This window comes from Streptomyces sp. NPDC048462 (assembly GCF_043200175.1).
In the GTDB taxonomy this organism is placed as follows: domain Bacteria; phylum Actinomycetota; class Actinomycetes; order Streptomycetales; family Streptomycetaceae; genus Streptomyces.
In genome coordinates, this window is the sequence record NZ_JBICXG010000003.1 from 175,711 (window position 1) to 194,820 (window position 19,110).

Below are 19,110 nucleotides of genomic sequence, written 5' to 3' on the forward strand. Positions count from 1 at the left end.
TGCAGCTTCACCTCGCCCGAGCAGAAACCGAACGGGTACGGGCTCAGGCTGTCGCAGATATGGCGGCGCGCCGGATTCTCGTACTGGAAGCCGAGATTCAGGAACTCCGGACCGCAGGCAATCCAGGCTTCTCACCCGAGTCGGCCTCCAAAATCGAACTCCCCCAGCAGTTCACCGGCCCTTCCGACGAGGACAGCACCCTTGACCAGGTAGACGAAGCGCTCCAAACCGCCCGTTTTCTACTCGACCGTGAGCATGACACCGTCGACGAAATTGCTGACGAGCTGGGGTGGCGTAGCTCTCTTGCGGACCCACAGCAAGGACTCGGGCCGGAAGTCCTGATTCCTGAAACTCTCGAGGTCGACAGGTGGGCACCCAGTGAAGAAGGATTGTCCCGAACAACCCTGAACAACCGCCCCACCAGGGTTGATGGGCCGGGAGCCGAGCTAGTCGTGCGAAGAAATTCAGATCGATTCCGGTTCGTTGGCGCCGCGACCCGACGCATCTCCCGTGGCATCGACCTGGACGAGATCGTGCTGGGCCTGTGCAGAGCGAGCGTGCCAGCGTTCTCCGACGCCGTACTCGTCTACCTCTGTGACCAGATCCCGGTCGGCAACGAACGGCCAGCCTTCCCGCTCGTGTTGCAGCTGCGTCGCTTGGAACAGCGGGAAGGATTGGCTGGCGAAGCTGAAACCATCGATTGGCCCGTGCTCGAAGTGAGCGAGGTCCGCCCGAACAGCTCACTGGCTGAGGTGCTGCGTGGCGTACGGCCGGTGTTCGGGCATTCCGCTGTTGCCCAAGCTGCCTTTCTCGAGCTGATAGGCCCCGATCGAACCGAACCCACTGGACGCCATACGATTCTGGCGCCGCTGCGCGGGCGACGGCGGGTGATCGGTGCCGCTGTTTTCCTGCGCGGAGCCAGGCGGCCCGCCTTCGAGTTGGACGATCTACTGGCCGCCGCTCAGCTCGCTACCCAGACCGCACTCGGTGTCGACAAGGCCGTGCTGTACGGCCGTGAGGCGTACTTCGCCGACGAGCTCCAGCGCATCATGCTGCCCGACTCACTTCCCCAGCCCACCGGGGTCCGGCTCGCCTCCCGCTACCTCCCCGCCGCTCAGACGGCCCGGGTCGGCGGCGACTGGTACGACGCGATTCCGCTGCCCGGCAGCCGGGTCGCCCTGGTCGTGGGCGACGTCATGGGCCACTCGATGACCTCCGCGGCGATCATGGGCCAGATCCGTACCACCGCCCAAACGCTGGCCGGGCTCGACCTGCCGCCACAGGAGGTGCTGCATCACCTGGACGAGCAGGCACAGCGTCTCGGCAGCGACCGCATGGCGACGTGCCTGTACGTGGTGTACGACCCGGTCGCGCACCGCGTCACTATCGCCAACGCCGGCCACCCGCCGCCCATCCTGCTCCACATCGACGGTCGGGCCGAGGTACTGAAGGTGCCGCCAGGTGCCCCGATCGGCGTCGGCGGGGTCGGCTTCGAGGCAGTCGAGCTGGACGCACCGGCAGGGGCCACGCTCCTGCTGTACACGGACGGCTTGGTGGAGTCCCGGGCACGGGATGTCTGGACGGGCATCGAGATGCTTCGAGAGCGGCTCGCGGCCGCCGCAACCCAGCTAGCCAGTCCGGACCAGTCACCGCCGCTGGAGGCTATCTGTGACGACGTGCTGGCCGTGCTGGCGCCCGGCGACCGGGATGATGACATCGCGCTGCTCGCCGCCCGCTTCGACGGGATTGCGCCAAGTGACGTCGCCTATTAACTCCTGGAGCCAAACGACCAGGCACCCAGGCGGGCCCGCAAGCGGGCCCGCAGGGCGCTCAGTCGATGGGGGCTCGACAACATCGCGGACGTGGTGGAGCTCCTGGTCAGCGAGGTTGTGACTAACGCCGTGCGGTATGCGGAGCGGCCGGTAACCCTGCGGCTGCTGCGGACCGACATCCTGCGCTGCGAGGTCGGCGACGACTCACCGCATCTGCCCCAGCAGCGGCGCGCTCTGGAAACCGACGAAGGCGGGCGCGGGCTCTTCCTGGTCAACCGGCTGTCCAGACGGTGGGGGGCAACCAGGCTCTCAGCTGGCAAGCTCGTGTGGTTCGAGATGAGTCTGACACCAGAATAAGCAGCTCTCCCTTACGGACGTGCCGGGGCCAGCTCGGGAACGATGGCCAGGCACCGAGGTTCCAGCGTCGCCCCGGCGGCCGGGAGCTCTCAGGCCCGCTCGGTACCCAGCGCGCCGATCGTCGCCCCAAGTCCGATCGACTCGTGCCCGTTGCGTCGCGCCGTACGAACCGACGTCTTCGACTTCACCGTGGCCGCCGCTATTCTTCGTGCTGTCTCCATCGCGGGCGACCGTGCAACCAGCCAGCCCCAGCGGGCCTATGCCCTTGCCTTCACCCACCCTGGCCGCAGCTTATGAGGATCTGGTGGAGGATCTCTTCGCCTTCAGCGGACGCGCGCCGCGCAGGATGGCCCCGTACATCACGTGGGAGAAGTCGGGTACCTGTCGGCGAGGGCGCGGTGGCTGTCCAGCAGCAACTGCGTCACGCAGCCTGCGGTTCTCCCGCCGCAACGCGGCCAGACCTGCGAGCTCACTGCTGGTCAGCCCGTTGCGCTCGCCCGCGTCGACTTTGGCCTGCTTTACCCAGTCCCGGACCGAAGGCTTCTTCTTCCCCCATGCTCTCGACGATGGGCGTCCTCCCGGGGCTGAACCCCAGATCTCGACTGCCCGTCAAAGCGAATCAAGCCCAGGTGTTTGCGGTGCTCCGTCAGGTGTGGGCCGATCGCTCGCGTCCGCCCAATAGCACGGATCGAGCATTTCTCCGGGCCAAGCGGGTTGACGAACAGGGCCCTGGGGCCCCATCTGCTGAAAGTAGGGTGCCAGGTCAAGCACGGGAGTGCCGTTTACGGCATCGAGGTCGGTGACGAGGAGGTCCCGGCCATCCACGTCGAGCAGACGCGGGTAGCTGACCGCGAGCTGATTCGGCCTGCGGTGATTGCGGTGGACGAACGTCCCTGTCGCCGGCCACCGCGGGTTTCCTCGCGGGCTCCGAGCATGCAGTTGCACATCTTCGGGATATGCCAGATGGAAGCGCCAGGTCACCGTCAGGTGCGAGAACTCCTCGATTCCCTGAAGCGTTTCGAGCGGATACGTGCTGTGGACGCGGATGATGGACTGCACGCCACCCTGGTGATCGTCCAGGACGCGCTCGTGGCCCCCTACGATGGTCGCGATCGAGCTGACCTCGTATGTAGTCACCGTTCTTCGCTCTCCCTTCGCGCTACAACTGGTAATGCGAGCCGACCGCGGTCCAACTGCCGAGTTATGCGATCACCCTATGGTGCGCAGGATTTCGCGTGCGCGGCGGTCCAGTTCCGCAACGTGCCGGCCACCGCGCTTCCGGACGGGTGAGAGGTCGCTCTGCATGCGAACGATTACGTCGCGTGCCCTGCCGGAGTGGATTCCGGCCATGGCGTCGAGAGCTTGGTTCCAGGTGGAGCAGGCCTCGTCCAGGTGTCCCTGCTTGACCTGGACCGCGCCGAGGTATCCCAAGGTCACGCTGTGGGTGCGGGCAAAAAGCTGACGGCGGCGGGTTGCGACGCTTCGCTGGAAGTGAATCTCTGCGTCACGAGTCTGGCCGAGGTCGCGGAGGGCGCAAGCCGTCTCGTGGGCGAGCGATGCTTCCTGGAAGAATCCGACGCGGTTTGGAGCTTCGTCGGTGTCGGCGTGGGACAGGTCCCGTTCGGCTCGGCGGATTGCGCTGAGGGTGCCGGTGTGGTCGCCAGCTGCCGCGAGGGCACGTGCATACACGATGCTGAGTAGGGCCCGTTCCCTTGGACCGGCTTGGCCGTAGCGTTCGCTCGACATGGAAGCGCTTGCCAGGTCAAGAGCCCGCTGGGGGTGGCCCAAGTCCACGGCTTGGTGGGCGAGAGCTCGCAGGATATGGCCGCTGAGCGGTCCGTCGTCCCCTTCGGCCGCGATTCGGGCCGCGAGGGTGAGGTAGCGCTGAGCGGTACGGTGCTCGGAGGCATCGAAGGCCATCCAGCCTGCGAGGTACGTCATTTCTGCGACGGCAGAGTATGTCTCGCGTCGCATCTTCTCGGTGATGAAGTGTCTACTCAGCAGAGGCACACCCTCCTCCCGCAAGTACCCCACGAGCGCGCGACGCCCTCTGCCGCCGCCACGCTGCTGGTCACGGGCGGAGAAGTAGCTGGTGAGGTCGCGCAGATCATCGATGTCCTCCGCCAATACCCGTCGGAAGGAGGCAGCTTGCCGGCCCTTTGCGGCGGCAGGGGCGGCTTCCCACCAAGCTGCCGGCGGAAGCGAAAGACCAGCTACGGAGTAGACGGTCGCTGCCAGCATCTTGCGTCGATGCATGTCCAAGTCGTCGCTTCCCAGTTCGGCTAACAGGGTCAAAGGGTCGACGCTCCAGTCGGAACCGCCTTCCGACTGCCCGGGGACGGCAGCGAGCCCGATCTCCCCCGAAGTCACACGGCGGCCGAGCTTGCGGGACAACGTCTCGCAGAGGATATGGGGTGCCTGCCCGCTCGGGCGCGTGCCCAACACCCACATCGAGACATGCGAGCGCGAGACTCCCACCAGGTCTCGGGCCCCGCACTCGGACGCAACCCGGACAAAGGCCGCCGCTGCCTGCGTCTGCGACCAGCCGGTTTCCGCGAGTACCGCAGCGAGAGCGCTGTTACGTGTACGGGCCATGGCGTGCCCCTCGGTTCCTAAAAGATCTTTGGCGACTTTGGCGGCCCTGACAGCCGCTCAGGGATGTCCCTCTCCGCGAATCCGCGGTTGGCTCAACGTAGTCGCCAGATCACGCACTTTGTACTTCGTCTGCGCCACTCACCCCGTTCCGCACGCAACTTGGCTGGACCCAGATGGGAGTTTCGTCATGCCTCGTTCATCGTCATCTACGACGACCCACCGTGATGTGCCCACGGAGATGCAGACGCCCGCTGACCTGATGGATGCCGACAACTCTCGGATCCGAAGCTGGCATCAAGGGCCCTCCACGCTGGAGCGTCCGTCGCGTAGCGGGCAGCTTCGTCGGCTTCGTCAGCAGTTCCGCCGCGAGGCCACCGCAAGGCATGAGCATTGTGCCAGTGATCGCCAACTCCGCGTGTTGGCATACAGCTTGGTGCTGGGTCGGGGCGCGAGCCCGGACGAGGACTGGAACACCCTCCAGGTCGAGGCCGAGCAGTGCGGATACGCGATGGGAGCACGCCTTCACGACGTGGCCGTCCCCGTGACCACGACGTACTTCCCCGGCTCGCGCACCAGCCGTGGCGTCTACACGCCACCTTGGAAGCGTCCTGGCTGGGGCGAGGTAGAGCGTCTGATCCGAGGCGGCTTCGCGGACGGCGTGATCGTTCTCGACCGGCACAACATCAGCTCGGATGACGACGAGTACCGCGCCGTAATCAAGGAGTTGGGCGAGCGGTACCAGGCGTTCGTGCACCTCGTGATCCCTGAAAAGCCGGACGCGCCGACTTGAAGGCATCCGCTGCTCTGGATGGATGCGAAGGGCTGGGGCTGGAGACAGGTCAGCGCCCAGGTCCTCCTCATCGCCGCCGTGTTCGCCGTGCTCGCCATCACCTACCACTACACCTGACCAGGGGGACCAGCATGACGTTCGAGGGGCACACCGACGGGGCGCCGCGAGTCCCACCGCGCCGTGACCATGGCGAGGCCCTCCTCGCCATCCAGGACGCTGCCCCGGGACCGCCCGGCGAGGCCGGGCTGGACCTTCACGCCGGTCCCGCCGGCGAGATGCGCGATGGCGGCTTCGATCTCTACCGCTTCCGCCGCCTCGCATGTCTCCCGGCCTCTGGGGGAGTGGCGTCTTCCAGCTCTGCCCGGATTCCCTCAGGACGAGGCATGACGACGGCCGTGGACCACCTCAGCTCCGCCCAGTGGGATACCTGGTACCGCGAGGGCCGCGCCGTAGACCGCCTTGTGACCGCCTCCGAGACCGAACGTTTCCTCCAGCACATCACCCCGTCCGCCGGGTCGTCCGTGCTCGACGTCGGTTGTGGCATCGGCCGCTTCAGCAGGCAGCTTGTCCACTGGGGGTACGACGTGCTGGGCCTGGACTTCTCGTCGGCGGCGATCCAGACCGCTCAGAGACAAGGCACCGGAGATCGATTGCGTTACGGCGTCCACGACGTTGACGCGGACGCGATCCCGCCCCAGTTGCAGCCCGACTCGCTCGATCTCATCGTCTGCCGCAACGTCCTGCCGTTCATCGATCACCAGCGCTTCATGGTCGGAGCACGACGGTGGCTGCGGCCCGGCGGGCAGTTGTACGTCCTCGTACGCGTCTGTCCCGGGCGCGGAGCCGAGCCGGACGAGAGGCCATGGCAGCGCGGCTTCACAGAGGAACAGGTCCAGGCCCTCCAGAACGGGTGGGCCGAGCAGGAACGCTGCTGGCTCGGCAGGCACACCGCTCTCTTCCTGTCCGGCGAGTGCAGCCGGCCTTTGTGACACCGGATGGTCGCACTCGCCCGCTACCGCATCCCCTTCCTCGAGGAGATCTCGCTGTGACGACCCACTCGATCCCTCCGCCTTCGTCTGTCTCTGCGCCGACGAAGCGAACCTCCTCCGGTACGTCACCACGTGCCCTACTCCTCGACCTCGACGGTGTCCTGCTCGACACCCGGCCGGTCATGGAAAGGGCGTGGCGTGAGGTCCAGGCGACTCACGGACTCGCCATGCCGTTTGCCTCGTACGAGCACCACTTGGGGCGCGAGTTCATCGACATCATGCACCGCCTCGGAGTGGGGGACGCCGAGCTCGTCAATGAGACGTACGAGACGGCGTCCCGGTCCGCCTCCCACCTCGCCCGGCAGTTCGCCGGCATCGCGGAGGTCCTCCATGCCTTCGCTGCCGCGGACTGGCGGCTGGGAGTCGTGACGTCAAAGCCCTTGGACCGCGCCGCACCGCTTCTCGCTCAACTCGGTTGCCCCTTCGCGACGGTTCGCACGCCGGGCAACTTGGGCCGCGCGAAGCCGGCACCGGACCCGATCCTGCTGGCGCTGATCGACCTGGGGGTCGATCCCTCTGAAGCCACGTACGTGGGGGACATGGCGGTCGACCAGGAGTCGGCGGCTCGCGCCGGCGTCGCGTACGTCCACGCGGGGTGGGGGTACGGGCAGCCCGCCTCACCCACTCCGGAGATCCTCGCGTCTCCGCAGGAACTGCTGCAGCTCCTCCACTCCGTCGAGCCGTCCGAACCCTTCATCGAGGGGAGCCTGGTGTGAGCATCCGTCCTGCCGGCGGCCTGGGCCTGGTCCGTTCTGACCTCGGTGGCCAGCCCCGATGGGCTCTCGTCGGCACCGGTGCCCTCGGCCACGTGCAGACCGAGTGCATCAAGACGGCTGAGCTGGAGGCCGCCCCCCTCGACCGAAAAGAACTGCGTCATCTTGTCGAGACCGTCATGGCCGCCCTGGAGAATTACAGCGCTGCGTTCGTGTCGACGCCTGGTGGGGCCAGCTGGTTGCATGTGCAGCACGTTCCCGTTCGGCGCTTCGTGGCCGAGGTATTGCGCAAGTTGCTGGCCCTGAGCGCCTGGGAGCCGTTCTCGGCAGCTCCGGGGCCCGTGGCCCTTGCTCCGTACGAAGGGCTCGTCGGTCTGCGTTCGAGCAGCTCAAGGGAGTACCTCGCCTACACCGTCACCTGGTCCGGCATCGCCTACCTGCTCGGAGCAGCGGCACCGTACAACCCCTCCCGCTCCGCCCAGTTACGCAATCTCTCCCCGGCCAGCACGGCGAACACGGAGCCGAGTCCGCTCCCTTCGCGTCTACGGGAGAGAGACGTCGTAGCGCTCTCCTGGTCCTCCCGGCACGCCGACACCTTGATGCCTGTGCTCGTCGAGCTGGAGCGCGGCGGGCGGACGAGTTTGATGCTCGACCTCGCCACCGACCCGGCGGAGCGATGCCCGGCACCGGCGAGCACGGGTATCGACCTGTGCACGTCGCCGAGCGGCCTCTTCTCCCTTTCCGGCACCGCCGAGGACCTCCACCTGCCCGAGGACCACCACACCGTCCGCATCAAAGACCACTCCGTCCAACTTGCGCGACTTGTAAGACTCTTGTCCGTACTCCTGGAATCCAGCGGCGGGTGCACACAGCCCTCGTGGCGGGCCCTCGTCCAAGCGGAAACGTGGCTGGCCGGTGTCCTTGCCGCGACCCGGCCACATACCGTCCTCCTCAGCAACGACACCAGCCCGCTGGGCGCCCTGGCCGTGCACACGGCCAACCGCCACGGCGCGAACACGGTCCACGTCCAGCACGGGGCGTGGACGGCGGAGTCGGTCGCCTGGCCGGCACTGCACAGCCGCGACATCGTCGTGATGGGGGAACGGGACCGCCCGCTGGCGACAGCGTGGATGCGCCACCCCGCCGCCGAGGTGCACGTGCTGGGGCAGCCCCGCTTCGATGCTCTCGCGGACCTCGGCCGTGAGGCGCAGCGGCGGTACCTGGAGAAGGTGCTGGCTCCCGGCAGCCGCCGCGCTCCTGCCCGTATCGCGGTATGGGCCTGCCAGCCGTTCGGCCCCGATCGGCTCAAGGCCCAGGCAGACCTTCTCCTGGACGGACTGCGTGAGGCGGATGGCGACTGGGGGCTCGTCATCGCCCCGCATCCGGCACAGAGCACCGACGGCTTCGCCCGACTGCTGCGGAGTGACGGAGGGCCCCGTGTGGCCGTCGCCGATCCGCGGGTCGGTGCCCGCGGCTGCCTCACCGGTGCCGACGTGCTGGCGAGCGCGTATTCGACGTGCGGGATCGAGGCCGCTCTCCTCGGCCTCTCTGTCCTCGAAATCGGCGCGCCGGGCGAACGCACGCTGGATTTGGCCAGCCATGGCCTCGCGACGCGGTGCAGCAACGCTCACGACGTCGCCGAGGCGCTCTCCGCGCTGCGCGATACACAGCCGCCTGTCCCGCAGACGGCCACGGACGCGGTGTGCCGGTGGCGCGGCAACAGCGCGGCCCAGGTCGCTCGCCTCATCACCCAGCGCGCCGAAGCCCGCGTCACGTCTTTCGATCACGTCCACCACGATGCCCACGGCGCGGACTCTGTGCCGCCCCAGGGTGAAGGAGTCCCTGCCCGATGACGCACCTCACCGCCGACAGCATGGCCGAGCTGTTCTCCGGCGCCATCATGCTGGCCAAGTCCGGCGAGAAAGTCAGCCCCCGGGGCATGGCCACCCGGGAAGTCCGCGACGTCCACCTCCTGCTCACCCAGCCGCGCGCCCGTCTGCTCTACGCGCCCCCGGCCCGGATCGTGAATCCGGCCTTCGCGGTCGCCGAGACCGTCTGGCACCTGTCCGGCTCCGACGCCCCTTGGATCTTCGACTACAACGCGCGGCTGCGGAAGTACGCCGATGACGGCGTCCTGCTCGGCGCGTACGGGCCCAGGATGCGGAACTGGGTCGGCAAGGTGGACCAGCTGGCCCGCGTGGTGGAGATCCTCAAGGAGGACCCCGACTCCCGGCGGGCCCTGATCCAGCTCTACGACCCGGCCCAGGACGCCACCGGGCACAAGGACGTGCCCTGCACCCTCGGCTTTCGCTTCCATCTGCGCGCCGGCTGCCTGCATATGGCGACCATGATGCGTGGCCAGGACGTGTGGATCGGCATGCCGTACGACGTGTTCTTCTACACCGTGCTGCACGAGCTGGTTGCCGGGTGGCTCGACGCGGAGTTGGGCGAGTTTCACCTGCACGTTGGCTCGCTGCACATTTACGACCACCACGTAGAGCAGGCCGAGCAGTTGACCTCACTGGCGGCGAGCCCGGTCATGCCCGAACTGAGAACGCCGTGGAAGGGCTTCGACGGCCTGCTCGACCAGGTCGAGGCCCGCGACGTGACCGGCCACCCCGGCTGGGACGTGATGTCCGAGACGCTGCGCAGCTACCGGCTGTGGAAGGACGGACAGCGCACCCAGGCGTGGCGGGCGGCCGTCGGGATCGACGGCCCCCTCGGCCAGGCCCTCACTGCGTGGTACGGCGAGCTGGAACGTCGCTCGTCCAAGCTCGCCGCGACAGTCGGGGCGAGGTGACGGCCGCCATGAAACGCACCCCCGCGGTCGTCCTCGGCTTGTGCTCGTACACCCATGACTCGTCGGCAGCCCTGCTGGTGGCCGGCGAACTGGTCGGCTTTGTCGAGGAAGAACGCCTCTCAGAGCAGAAGCACACCAAGGCGTACCCGGCCCACGCGGTCGCATGGCTGCTCGACCAGGCCAAGCTCACCGCGGCCGACGTGGACGCCGTCGCCTACAACTTCCAGCCCGCCCGCTACCTCGCCGAGTCGCCCGCTGCTCTGCGGCTGGCGCTCTCCCCGGCGACGCGCGACCGGGCCATCGCCCGAGCACACGGGTTCGCCAAGGTGGCCGTGCGCACCCAGCAGCGCATGCGTCTGATCGGTCGGCAGTTCCCCGCCGCCCGCGTCATGCCGGTCCTGCACCATCGCGCCCACCAGCTCACGGCCTTCGCTGCCTCTGGCTGGGACGAAGCCGCCGTGCTCGTGGTCGACAGCCTCGGCGAGCGCCAGACCACCACCATCGCTCTCGGCCACGACACGCTCCGGCCCCGCGCGCAGACCCTGGAGGCGATCAACGACCCGGCCTCTCTGGGGTATGTGTACGGCGCCGTCACCGAGCACCTGGGCTGGCGCCGGGGCGACGAGGAGGGCACCGTGATGGCGCTGGCCGCCCTCGGCGATCCGGCCCGCTTCCGCCGCCTGTTCGCCCAGGCCGTCCGTACGACGGCAACGGGATTCCGCATCAACCCCGCCTACTTCCCCACGCGCACCCTGACGTCGGGATACGAGCGGACGTCCCCCCGCTTCATCGCCGAGACCTGCCCCGAACGGCACCCGAGTGAGCCCCTGGCCGAAGTCCACCGGGACCTGGCGGCGGCCCTTCAGGAACGGACCGAGCAGGTGATGGTGCACCTCGCCCGCGGTGCTCGCGTGCTCACCGGTTCCCGCCGCCTGTGTGTGGCCGGCGGAGTCGCCACGAACTGCGTGAGCATCGGGCGGATCATCGAGGCCGGCATCTTCGAAGAGGTCTTCGTGCCGCCCGCGCCCGGTGATGCCGGCACCGCGATCGGTGCTGCCCTTGCCGTGCACGTCGACGGCCACAGCCCACGCCCGGTGGTCGGCGTCGCCCGCACCTGCTACCTCGGCCCGTCCTACGAGGACCGGCCCCTCGATCTCGCGACCTGGCCCGGCCTTCACCAGAAGAACCTGGGCATCGAAACCGCAGAGTTTCTTGCCAGTCAGCTGGCCCACGGCACCATCGTCGGGCTGTTCCAGGGGGCCGTTGAAGCCGGGCCGCGGGCTCTGGGCAACCGCTCGATCCTTGCCTCCCCACTGGAGCCCGGCGTCGTCGAGCGGCTGAACGCCACCGTGAAGTTCCGCGAGCCGTTCCGGCCCTTCGCCCCCATGATCCTGGCCGAGCGTGCCGCGGACTTCTTCACCCTCGGCCAGCAGGCGCCGTACATGTCCATGGCCTCCGGCGTGACGGACAAGGCGCGCGAGCACGTGCCGGCCATCGTGCACGCCAACGGCACCTCCCGCCTCCAGACCGTCACCAAGGCGCAGAACCCGTTCATGCACGCGGTTCTGACCGCCTTCGGTCGCCGTACCGGCGTGCCCGTGCTGATCAACACATCCCTGAACGTCAAGGGCAAGCCCATCTGCGGAACACCGGAGATGGCCCTGGACTGCCTGTCCAACTCCGGGCTCGATGCCCTGCTCCTCGAAGGGCGGTGGATCACCAAGTGAAAATCGGATACAGCTTCTGGGGTTTCCTCGGCAACGGGGTCACCGACACCCCCGACGGGGGCCGCAGCCACCGCCGCCCCTTCATCGACGCCCTCCTCGACCGCGGGCACGACGTCGTCTTCCTGCAGGCTGACCGCGACCGTATCGAAGCCGACGACGACCTCGGCGGCACGTACGCCTTCGACGATGGCGTTCCGGACATCGACGCCTTGTTCCTGGAGTGGCGCTGGGCGATCACCGGCCGCAACACCACCGTGTGCGGGAGCGAGGGACACACCTGCGACCTGCACCGCCAGGCCCAGCTCATCAACCACTACACCGTGCGGCACCAGACACCTACGGTGATCTGGGACAAGGACCGCACCCTACGAGCCGAAAGCGTGTGGCGCCGCACTGCGCACACCCGCGTCTGCGAGGCCGCCCTCGCCCCGAGCCCCGGCGCGTACTCGTTGCTCTTCCCCGTCGCCGAGGACCTCCTCGCCCAGACCGATCCCCTCACCCTCGCGGCGCGGCCTCGGGATCTCGCGCTCGGCTACGTGGGCAACCAGTACGACCGGGACGAATCCTTCGACCGCTTCTTCGCCCCGGCCGCCGCCCGCGTCGAGCACCTGGTCGCCGGGAAGTGGACGAAGACCGGCCGCTGGCCGCACGTCCGCTTCGCGGGCCGGATCCCGTTCGAGGACGCCGCCGACATCTACGGCCGCTCCCTGGCCACGGTGCTCATGCTGCCCGAGCGGTACGCCGCCGTTGGGCAGATGACCCAGCGCATCTTCGAGGCCGTGCTCGCCGGATGCCTGCCCCTGGCCCCGGCGGACATCCGCTTCGCCGACCGGTTCGTCCCGAAGGAGCTGGTCGTGCGCTCAGGCGACGACGTGCTCGAACGCCTCTCCTACCTGCGCGAGATCGCCGGCACCGAGCAGCACGCGGCCCTGATCGCCGCATGTGTGGACCGGCTGCGCCTGTTCGGCCTGTGCAAGCAGGTCAACACCCTGGAGTCCGTCCTGCACGGCCTCCTCCAGGCCACCGCGACCGAGCGGGGAGCTGCTTGATGCAGACCGCTCGATCGACCACGGCGCGCGGATCTTCCGGGCGCGTCCCGGAGGATGGGGCCGCCGGACACCCGAACCTCTCTACGCTGGAGCACCATGAAGAAGGTCGCCATCGTCGGCTGCGGAGGCAGCGGCAAATCCCACGTGGCCCGCGAACTGGGCAGGATCCTCGACGCCCCGGTGACGCACCTGGACGCCGCGTTCTACGACGACGAGTGGAACGCGTTGCCCATGGACAAGTTCACCGACGTGCAGCGCGAACTGGTCGCGCAGCCGCGGTGGGTGATCGACGGCAACTACAACTCGACGCTGCAGGTACGGCTCGAAGCCTGCGACACGGTGGTCCTGATGGACGTGTCGACCGTGGCGGCGCTGTACGGGATCTTCTCCCGGCAGATCCGACACGGGGCCGGACACAAGGGCAACGGGGTGCAGGCCGGGGTGGTGCGGCGACGTACTAGGTGCGCGGTGCGCTGGTGGCGCTGGCAGATGGTCAGCTCCGGAGCCCCCTCAGGCAGACCCGCCTGGCACGACTCGCGTTCGGGCACCTCGCCGGAGTCTGGCCGGGGTGCTGCGTGGTACGCGGCGTGGATGTGGTCGGCGGCCTGCCAGATCCGGGTGCGGGTGGCGCGGAGCTGGTCGCCTTCGACCGGAACGAGCTGGCCGGTGCGGGCGGCGTGGGCGTCGAGCAAGCCGTGCAGCGAGACCAGGTGGGCGTGCAGGGTGTCCAGTTCGGCGCGGGTGGTGACGAGGGGACCGCCCGGAATGTTGAGCGAGCGATGGAAGTCGAGGGCGGCGGTGGCGAAGGGCACGAAGTCCTGCGGGGACGGGCTGGCGGTGCGGGACATGGGGTGCTCTTTCGGAGGGGGCTGGGCCGGCGTCAGGCGGCGAGGGCGAGCGGCATGGCGGCGGCGGTGAAGGCTTCGGCCTGCTGCCAGGTGAGTGGCCGGAGGTCGATCTGGGCGCCGACGGCCGCGGTCTCCACGACGGCGCAGGCGGAGCGGAGTTCGTCCGCCGAGTCGGCCGAGACGGTCAATAGCCCGGTCAGGGCGACATCCGCGTGGCCGGCGATGAGCTGGCGCTCGCGGGACTTGATGTCCTGGTACTCGATCGAGTCCGCCTCGGAGTCGACCTGGCCCCGTCGGGCTCGCTCGGCGGCATCCGCGATCACGCTGGACTTTTTACGCTGGACGTCCCGTAGGGCGGCGTCCAGACCCTTCGGCTCGTACGACAGCGACAGGGTGCGGCGGACACCGGCGGTGAACAGGAGTTGATGCAGGAAGCCTGCCGACGTTTCGGTGCGGGGCCAGTTCTCGATCCAGTACGTGGCGTGGACGGCCGAGTCGGTCACGATGTGGTCGGCCTTCTCGATGACCACGACCGGGCCTGCCGCCGAAGGCTCGGCCTCCGGATGCCCTGCGGTGGACCAACGGTCCAGTGAGGCATGGGCCTTGGGGTCGTATGCGGTGCGTACGACGGCCGCGATCTCGCGGGCGGTGAGCCAGCCGGTGGGGTTGAGGCCAGCGGTTCGCGCGGCCTGGTCGAAGGTCGAGGTCAGTTGCGCCAGCACGCTGAAGGAGCCGGTGAGGCCGCCACCGGCCTGATTGATCAGCCGTCGTGCAGCCTTGGCGTCCAGGGACACCGCGACGTACGCCTCGTGTGGCGCAGCCGCCGGCCCGGCGCTCTGGATCAGCTCGCCGTAGACGGCACCCGCTACGGGGGCATGGGGCTGGCCGTGCTCCTCCCAGTACCGGCGCAGCGCGTCGCCGGAGTCCGGCACGGTTCGCTCGATCACCTGGATCCGGGCGACCTGGCTGGTGCGGGCGAGCGCTGCCAGTACGCGTCCCCATCCGTTGACGTTGGCGTTCTGGGTGCCGGGGTCGAGCAGCGCGTAGGCGCGGGAGGAGACTTTGACGACGGCGGTCAGGGTGCCGGTGTGGGGGTTGTGGACCGCGCCGTATCGGCGGTCGGGAGCGGTGACCACGCGCAGGCTCGCCGCTGTGCCGGGCAGGTGGAGCAGACCGTCGCGGATCGGGCGGCGGGAAGGCCGGGTGAGCCAGATCAACTGGCCCCCCATACGTCGCAGGGCGTACCGGGTGACGATCGGGGCCCAGTCGGCCAGGGCGCGGCCTCGGTAGCGGACGAACACGAGGAGGGCGATGGCGGCCCAGACCGGAATGAGTTCGAGGGCACCGACCACGCCGCGGGTGACAATCACCGCGAGCAGGAACACGCCGGTGAGGCTCACGACAATCAGTTGCGAGGCGGTCAGGCCGAGCAGGATGCCGCGCCGCGAGCGGTGCGGGAATTTGACGCTGGCCGTGGTGGCTTCGGCCTGGTGCTTGTGGGACATGGCTGTTCCAGAGAGTGGGAGCGGGCGGGGGGCGGGGCGCACGGCGCTCTTCTGGACGTCATGGCGGGACTCCGTTTCTGGTGATCGGCGGTGCGGGGCACGGGGGCGGGCCGCGAGTACAGCCCGCCCCCGGATGCGATGGGTCAGGAACCCGAGGGCGGCTGGCTGGGGTGCACCCAGGTGGTCGGCGTCGGGGAACCGGCTGCCGACGGCCCCGTGGAGGAGGGCAGTGCTGCAGCAGGAGCCGCCGGTGGTGCGCTGCCGGCGCGCGTCACGCTGCTGCCCGGGGCCGGAGCGGCGACGAGGTCGCCGCCCGCGGTGTCTCCTTCGGAGGCTCCCGATCCGCCCCCGCCGGGTCGGTTGATGAGCGGCGGGATTCCGGGGCGCTGGATCAGGGCCCGGCCCTTATCGCCCGTCGCGTTCGGGTCTTCGCCGTACCGGAAGTTGGTCTGCGCCTTGGGTGGTCCGGAGTCGATCCCCTCCTTGCTGAGCGTGCTGCCGGTGGGGTTGATTCCGGAGGCGACACCATCGGTGCTCGCGCCGGGCACCTGACTGGGACCCTGCGGTGCGGGGGAGCCGGTGCCTACCCGCATGGCGAGGGTGCCCGCGGTCTTCGCGGCTCCGGCGGCCACCGCCATACCGGCGACGCCGGTGCGATGAAGGTCGTCGTGGCCGCCGCCGTCGCTGGCCCAGTGGACGAACTTATAGGTGGCGTACGGGCAGAGCAGCACCAGGACCATTACGACGATGCCGGACATCGCGTCGGAGAGAGCGGCCATGCCGCCGTGCGCATCCGACTTGCCCATCGCCGAGACACCGATCAGGAACACCACGGTCATCAGCAACTTAGAGACGATCAGGGTGGCGGTGGCCTCGATCCAGCCACGCCGCCACCGTTTGGCGACCTCCCACCCGCCGCCGGCGCCGGCGAACACGACGAGGGCGACCATGACCAGGACCCCCACCTTGCGGGCGACCATCACGCCCCAGTACATGAACGCGCCGATGGCGCATCCCAGGGCGACCATGGCTGGTACGCCCCAGCCCATGCCGAACATGGCTCCCAGCTCGGTGACCTTGACCACGCGCCGGACTGCGTCGTCGATGGAGCTGTTGGCTGCCTTGAACAAGCCGTCGGACAATGCGTCGACGACGGTGATGGCGACAGTGGTGAAGGCGACGGCGCAGAAGCTGAACAGCACGCCGGTCATGGTGCCGATGGCAGCCTGGGCCAGGGCGCGCTCGTCACGTCGCCAGGCCGCGGACATCAGCTGGATGCAGAACGTGCCGACGGTCAGTGCGAGACCGATGGGAAGCAGGAGTTCGTAGTTGTCCCTGAACCATCCGGCGTTCAGGTCGATGAGGGTGGTTCCGTTGACCGCCTTGGCGGCGAGATCCGCAGCGGCGGATGCCAGCTCGCCCATCGACTTGGCGATCCACGCGCCGATGCCGTCGGTAACGGCCCCGGCCGGGTTGCTGGCGAAGTCAACAGCACCGCACACCTTGTCCATCAGCGGAAAGTCGCAGACTCCCATGGGGATACCTCCTTTCAGGGTTCGAGGTCAGGGCGCAACGGACGGCATGACGCCGGCCAGCGCGCAGGGGTGGGAGGGGCGGCACTGGACCGCGAGCGTCGTTACACGGTTCTCCGCGCCGCCGGCGGGCGAGCCCTTCCAGGCGATCGACTGCTTACCGGAGACCGTCACGGCGTAGACGTACGCCTGCGTGATCGTTCCGGGATCCTCCTGCAGGGCGCGGGAAAACGCTTCGGGGAAGTGCCCCTCGTTCACCGTGGAGGTGGCGAACTGGCCGTTGGCGGCCATCTCCTTCCACAGCACGGGCGAGGGAACGATTGCGTCGACCGAATCGGGGTCGGCGTACTTGCGCTCCGTGGTCAACCACCGGTGCAGGGCTGTCAGCAGCTCTGGCTGGGAGTACACGCGGGTGTCGTAGGACCACAACGCATCGGCGGCCGCCTTCCCGAAAGCGATCGGATCGTGGGTGTCCAGTGGCGCCGGGAGAGACCGTGGGTGGGACCTCGGCGAGGGCGACCTGGACGGTGAGGGGGTCGACGAGGAGGAGGGCGAACCCGCGGGATGTGCGTCAGCTTCGGTGGAGCCCCTGCCCTCGCGGGTGAGGTAGGCAGCCAGGCCGGCGAGGGCGACGAGCACCACCAGAACGACGGTGCCGAGCAGCGCCCGGCGGCGCACGCGAGATGTGCCGCCGGGGTTCGAGGAGTGGGAGGGCATCAGTGGACCTGCGTCCCCAGCGTGCTGAAGAACGCGACCACACCGTTCGCGGCTCCCAGCAGAAGGGCCGCGCCCGCGCTGACCATCACACCCTTCTTGCCGTTGGCCTCCGACTGGTGGCCGCCGGAGTGGTGGCCCCATGCCCACACGCCTGCGCTGACCGCGAGGGCCCCGACCACGGCGATGATGCCGAAGAGGTTGATCGAGCCCATCACCTGCTTGAGCACGCTGAGCCCAGGCAGGCCGCCCTCGTTCGGCCGGATCCCGGGGTCGTAGGCGAGCTGTATGACCTGATCAGCGAGATGCATGGGGAACCCCAGTTCGTATGAGTGCGCCGCAGTCCGGAAGGGCGAAGCAGCGGTGTGCGAAGTGAGAAACGGTGGAGCGCCGGTCAGACGACTCGGCGGGCCGCGAGAACGCGCGACTTCCAGGACGCGACGGTCGTGATTCGCACGACGTCACCGGTGTGCGGGGCGTGGACGATCAAGCCCTGCCCGATCGCCATTCCGACGTGCTCGGGCGCGGCGGCGGTCCCCTCGGTGAAGAGGAGGTCGCCAGGCTTCAGAGCGTCGACCGATACGGCCTTGCCATCCTTGACCTGCATGTACGTGGTCCGGGTCAGGGTGACCCCGGCGGCCTTGTATGCCTGCTGCATGAGGGAGGAACAGTCGCAGCGGCCCATCGGGGTCTTGCCGTGGGAGTCGGTGCAGCTTCCGCCCCACTGGTACGGCGTCTTGAGCTGACCGAGGGCCCAGCGGATCGCTGTCTGAACCTTTGCTGGAGCATGGGCCGGGATCTTGTACTCGTCTGGTACCGCGCCGGGAGGGATGGTTCCGTCCCCGTCGGTCGTGCAACCCCCCGCGGTACCGGATGAAGGGGTCCCGGTGCCAGCAGATTCAGAGGGGGAGGGGCTCGGTGCCGCGCCGTCGGCGTTCGACAGCAGGGGTTCGATGGCCTTCTGCAAGGCTGTGGCCAGGGGCTCCCATTTGGCGTATGCGTCCGGGAAGCCTGACCGCTGTACGGCCTGAGCGGCCTGCGCGACGGACAGGGATTGCCAGCCGGAGACCTTCCGAAGCCCCTCGTAGAACTTGGTCGAGGAGTGGACCGGATCGAGGATCTCGTTCGCCGTGCCCCACCCTTGCGACGGTCGCTGCTGGAAGAGGCCCAGCGAATCGCGGTCGCCGTAGGTGAGATTCCGCAGGCCGCTCTCCTGCAGGGCAGTGGCCAGGGCCACGACCTGCCCCCGGGCCGGAACGTTCATCGCGACGCCGGTGGCCTGGATCGTCTTGGCGTTGGGTATCTGGCCGACAGGATCATCAAGCCCCGCCACCGGGACCGCACCCTTGTCGCCGCCGTCCAGGATGGCCTTCACCTGCGAGGCAACAGCTGCGGCGTCCACAGACTGTGCCTCGCCGGCAGAGCAGGAGGCTGACGCCGTACTGGCTCCGAAGGCGACGATCGGAATGGCCAGCAATAGCGGACCGGACGCGAGGAGACCGACGACGGCTCCGGTGGTCTTCTTCACTGTCGCTGCCGTTCACTGGCCAGGTCGAGCCAGGGGGACAGAGGTATCGGGTCGGAACGTGGGTGCATCAGGGCATGCTGCATAGCAGCGGCTCCTCGTGGTTCGTAGGAGGCGCAGTGCCGGCTTCTCGT

At 68.6% G+C, this 19,110-nt stretch carries 15 protein-coding genes and 2 pseudogenes; 8 read left to right on the forward strand and 9 right to left on the reverse strand.

Annotated features, from left to right (window positions below):
• Positions 1-272: 272 nt before the first annotated feature.
• Positions 273-2,129, forward strand: a pseudogene (locus ACGFU6_RS06905) (SpoIIE family protein phosphatase).
• 89 nt (positions 2,130-2,218) lie between these two features.
• Here ACGFU6_RS06905 and ACGFU6_RS06910 read toward each other — a convergent pair.
• The 3 genes from ACGFU6_RS06910 to ACGFU6_RS06920 form a co-directional block, all read right to left on the reverse strand.
• Entirely contained in the window at positions 2,219-2,350 is a 132-nt protein-coding gene (locus tag ACGFU6_RS06910) for a hypothetical protein (protein ID WP_393608608.1), read from the reverse strand.
• A 388-nt stretch (positions 2,351-2,738) separates the two neighbouring features.
• Entirely contained in the window at positions 2,739-3,266 is a 528-nt protein-coding gene (locus ACGFU6_RS06915) for an SAM-dependent methyltransferase (RefSeq protein ID WP_393608609.1), read from the reverse strand.
• 72 nt (positions 3,267-3,338) lie between these two features.
• Positions 3,339-4,724 carry a Tat pathway signal protein gene (locus ACGFU6_RS06920; protein ID WP_393608611.1) on the reverse strand — a complete coding sequence of 462 codons (1,386 nt, stop codon included), beginning with the start codon at positions 4,722-4,724 and terminating at the stop codon, positions 3,339-3,341.
• A 418-nt stretch (positions 4,725-5,142) separates the two neighbouring features.
• Here ACGFU6_RS06920 and ACGFU6_RS06925 point away from each other — a divergent pair, with 418 nt between their 5' ends.
• The 7 genes from ACGFU6_RS06925 to ACGFU6_RS06955 all read left to right on the forward strand — a co-directional run bounded on the left by ACGFU6_RS06925 (position 5,143) and on the right by ACGFU6_RS06955 (position 12,852).
• A complete protein-coding gene (locus ACGFU6_RS06925) occupies positions 5,143-5,514 on the forward strand; it encodes a hypothetical protein (RefSeq protein WP_393608613.1) in 372 nt (123 codons plus the stop codon).
• A 383-nt stretch (positions 5,515-5,897) separates the two neighbouring features.
• Positions 5,898-6,503, forward strand: coding sequence for a class I SAM-dependent methyltransferase (locus ACGFU6_RS06930; protein ID WP_393608615.1), 606 nt, complete (start codon positions 5,898-5,900; stop codon positions 6,501-6,503).
• Between the two features lie 56 nt (positions 6,504-6,559).
• Positions 6,560-7,279, forward strand: coding sequence for an HAD family hydrolase (locus ACGFU6_RS06935; RefSeq protein WP_393608617.1), 720 nt, complete (start codon positions 6,560-6,562; stop codon positions 7,277-7,279).
• Positions 7,276-9,129, forward strand: a complete 1,854-nt coding sequence (locus tag ACGFU6_RS06940) for a hypothetical protein (RefSeq protein WP_393608618.1) — start codon at positions 7,276-7,278, stop codon at positions 9,127-9,129. Before ACGFU6_RS06935 ends, ACGFU6_RS06940 begins: the two co-directional genes overlap by 4 nt.
• A complete protein-coding gene (locus tag ACGFU6_RS06945) occupies positions 9,126-10,076 on the forward strand; it encodes a thymidylate synthase (RefSeq protein WP_393608620.1) in 951 nt (316 codons plus the stop codon). The genes ACGFU6_RS06940 and ACGFU6_RS06945 overlap by 4 nt, the downstream gene beginning before the upstream one ends.
• An 8-nt stretch (positions 10,077-10,084) precedes the next feature.
• Positions 10,085-11,803 (forward strand): carbamoyltransferase, encoded by a 1,719-nt coding sequence (locus ACGFU6_RS06950; protein WP_393608622.1) that lies wholly within the window; start codon positions 10,085-10,087, stop codon positions 11,801-11,803.
• The gene (locus ACGFU6_RS06955) at positions 11,800-12,852 is read left to right on the forward strand and encodes a hypothetical protein (RefSeq protein ID WP_393608623.1); all 1,053 of its coding nucleotides are present in this window, start codon (positions 11,800-11,802) and stop codon (positions 12,850-12,852) included. Before ACGFU6_RS06950 ends, ACGFU6_RS06955 begins: the two co-directional genes overlap by 4 nt.
• 434 nt (positions 12,853-13,286) lie before the next feature.
• On the opposite strand, the pseudogene ACGFU6_RS06960 reads toward ACGFU6_RS06955, so the two are convergent.
• From ACGFU6_RS06960 to ACGFU6_RS06985, 6 genes and pseudogenes are all read right to left on the reverse strand, one after another.
• Positions 13,287-13,700: pseudogene (locus tag ACGFU6_RS06960) on the reverse strand (DUF6238 family protein); the annotation flags it as partial.
• Positions 13,701-13,732: 32 nt separating this feature from the next.
• On the reverse strand, positions 13,733-15,205 hold the full coding sequence (locus ACGFU6_RS06965) for an SCO6880 family protein (protein WP_393608625.1): 1,473 nt from the start codon (positions 15,203-15,205) through the stop codon (positions 13,733-13,735).
• Between the two features lie 143 nt (positions 15,206-15,348).
• The gene (locus ACGFU6_RS06970; RefSeq protein ID WP_393608626.1) at positions 15,349-16,740 is read right to left on the reverse strand and encodes an ATP-binding protein; all 1,392 of its coding nucleotides are present in this window, start codon (positions 16,738-16,740) and stop codon (positions 15,349-15,351) included.
• Positions 16,741-16,767: 27 nt separating this feature from the next.
• On the reverse strand, positions 16,768-17,454 hold the full coding sequence (locus tag ACGFU6_RS06975; protein ID WP_393608628.1) for a hypothetical protein: 687 nt from the start codon (positions 17,452-17,454) through the stop codon (positions 16,768-16,770).
• Positions 17,454-17,762, reverse strand: a complete 309-nt coding sequence (locus ACGFU6_RS06980; protein WP_393608629.1) for a DUF6112 family protein — start codon at positions 17,760-17,762, stop codon at positions 17,454-17,456. The genes ACGFU6_RS06975 and ACGFU6_RS06980 overlap by 1 nt, the downstream gene beginning before the upstream one ends.
• A gap of 83 nt (positions 17,763-17,845) precedes the next feature.
• A complete protein-coding gene (locus tag ACGFU6_RS06985) occupies positions 17,846-18,979 on the reverse strand; it encodes a C40 family peptidase (protein WP_393608630.1) in 1,134 nt (377 codons plus the stop codon).
• Positions 18,980-19,110: the final 131 nt, after the last annotated feature.

Bases quoted from the DNA above. Each gene is read 5' to 3' on its own strand.
- ACGFU6_RS06910 (WP_393608608.1), bottom strand. From the start codon at position 2,350: ATGGAGACAGCACGAAGAATAGCGGCGGCCACGGTGAAGTCGAAGACG.
- ACGFU6_RS06920 (WP_393608611.1), bottom strand. From the start codon at position 4,724: ATGGCCCGTACACGTAACAGCGCTCTCGCTGCGGTACTCGCGGAAACC.
- ACGFU6_RS06930 (WP_393608615.1), top strand. From the start codon at position 5,898: ATGACGACGGCCGTGGACCACCTCAGCTCCGCCCAGTGGGATACCTGG.
- ACGFU6_RS06970 (WP_393608626.1), bottom strand. From the start codon at position 16,740: ATGGGAGTCTGCGACTTTCCGCTGATGGACAAGGTGTGCGGTGCTGTT.
- ACGFU6_RS06980 (WP_393608629.1), bottom strand. From the start codon at position 17,762: ATGCATCTCGCTGATCAGGTCATACAGCTCGCCTACGACCCCGGGATC.
- ACGFU6_RS06975 (WP_393608628.1), bottom strand. From the start codon at position 17,454: ATGCCCTCCCACTCCTCGAACCCCGGCGGCACATCTCGCGTGCGCCGC.
- ACGFU6_RS06945 (WP_393608620.1), top strand. From the start codon at position 9,126: ATGACGCACCTCACCGCCGACAGCATGGCCGAGCTGTTCTCCGGCGCC.
- ACGFU6_RS06950 (WP_393608622.1), top strand. From the start codon at position 10,085: ATGAAACGCACCCCCGCGGTCGTCCTCGGCTTGTGCTCGTACACCCAT.
- ACGFU6_RS06965 (WP_393608625.1), bottom strand. From the start codon at position 15,205: ATGTCCCACAAGCACCAGGCCGAAGCCACCACGGCCAGCGTCAAATTC.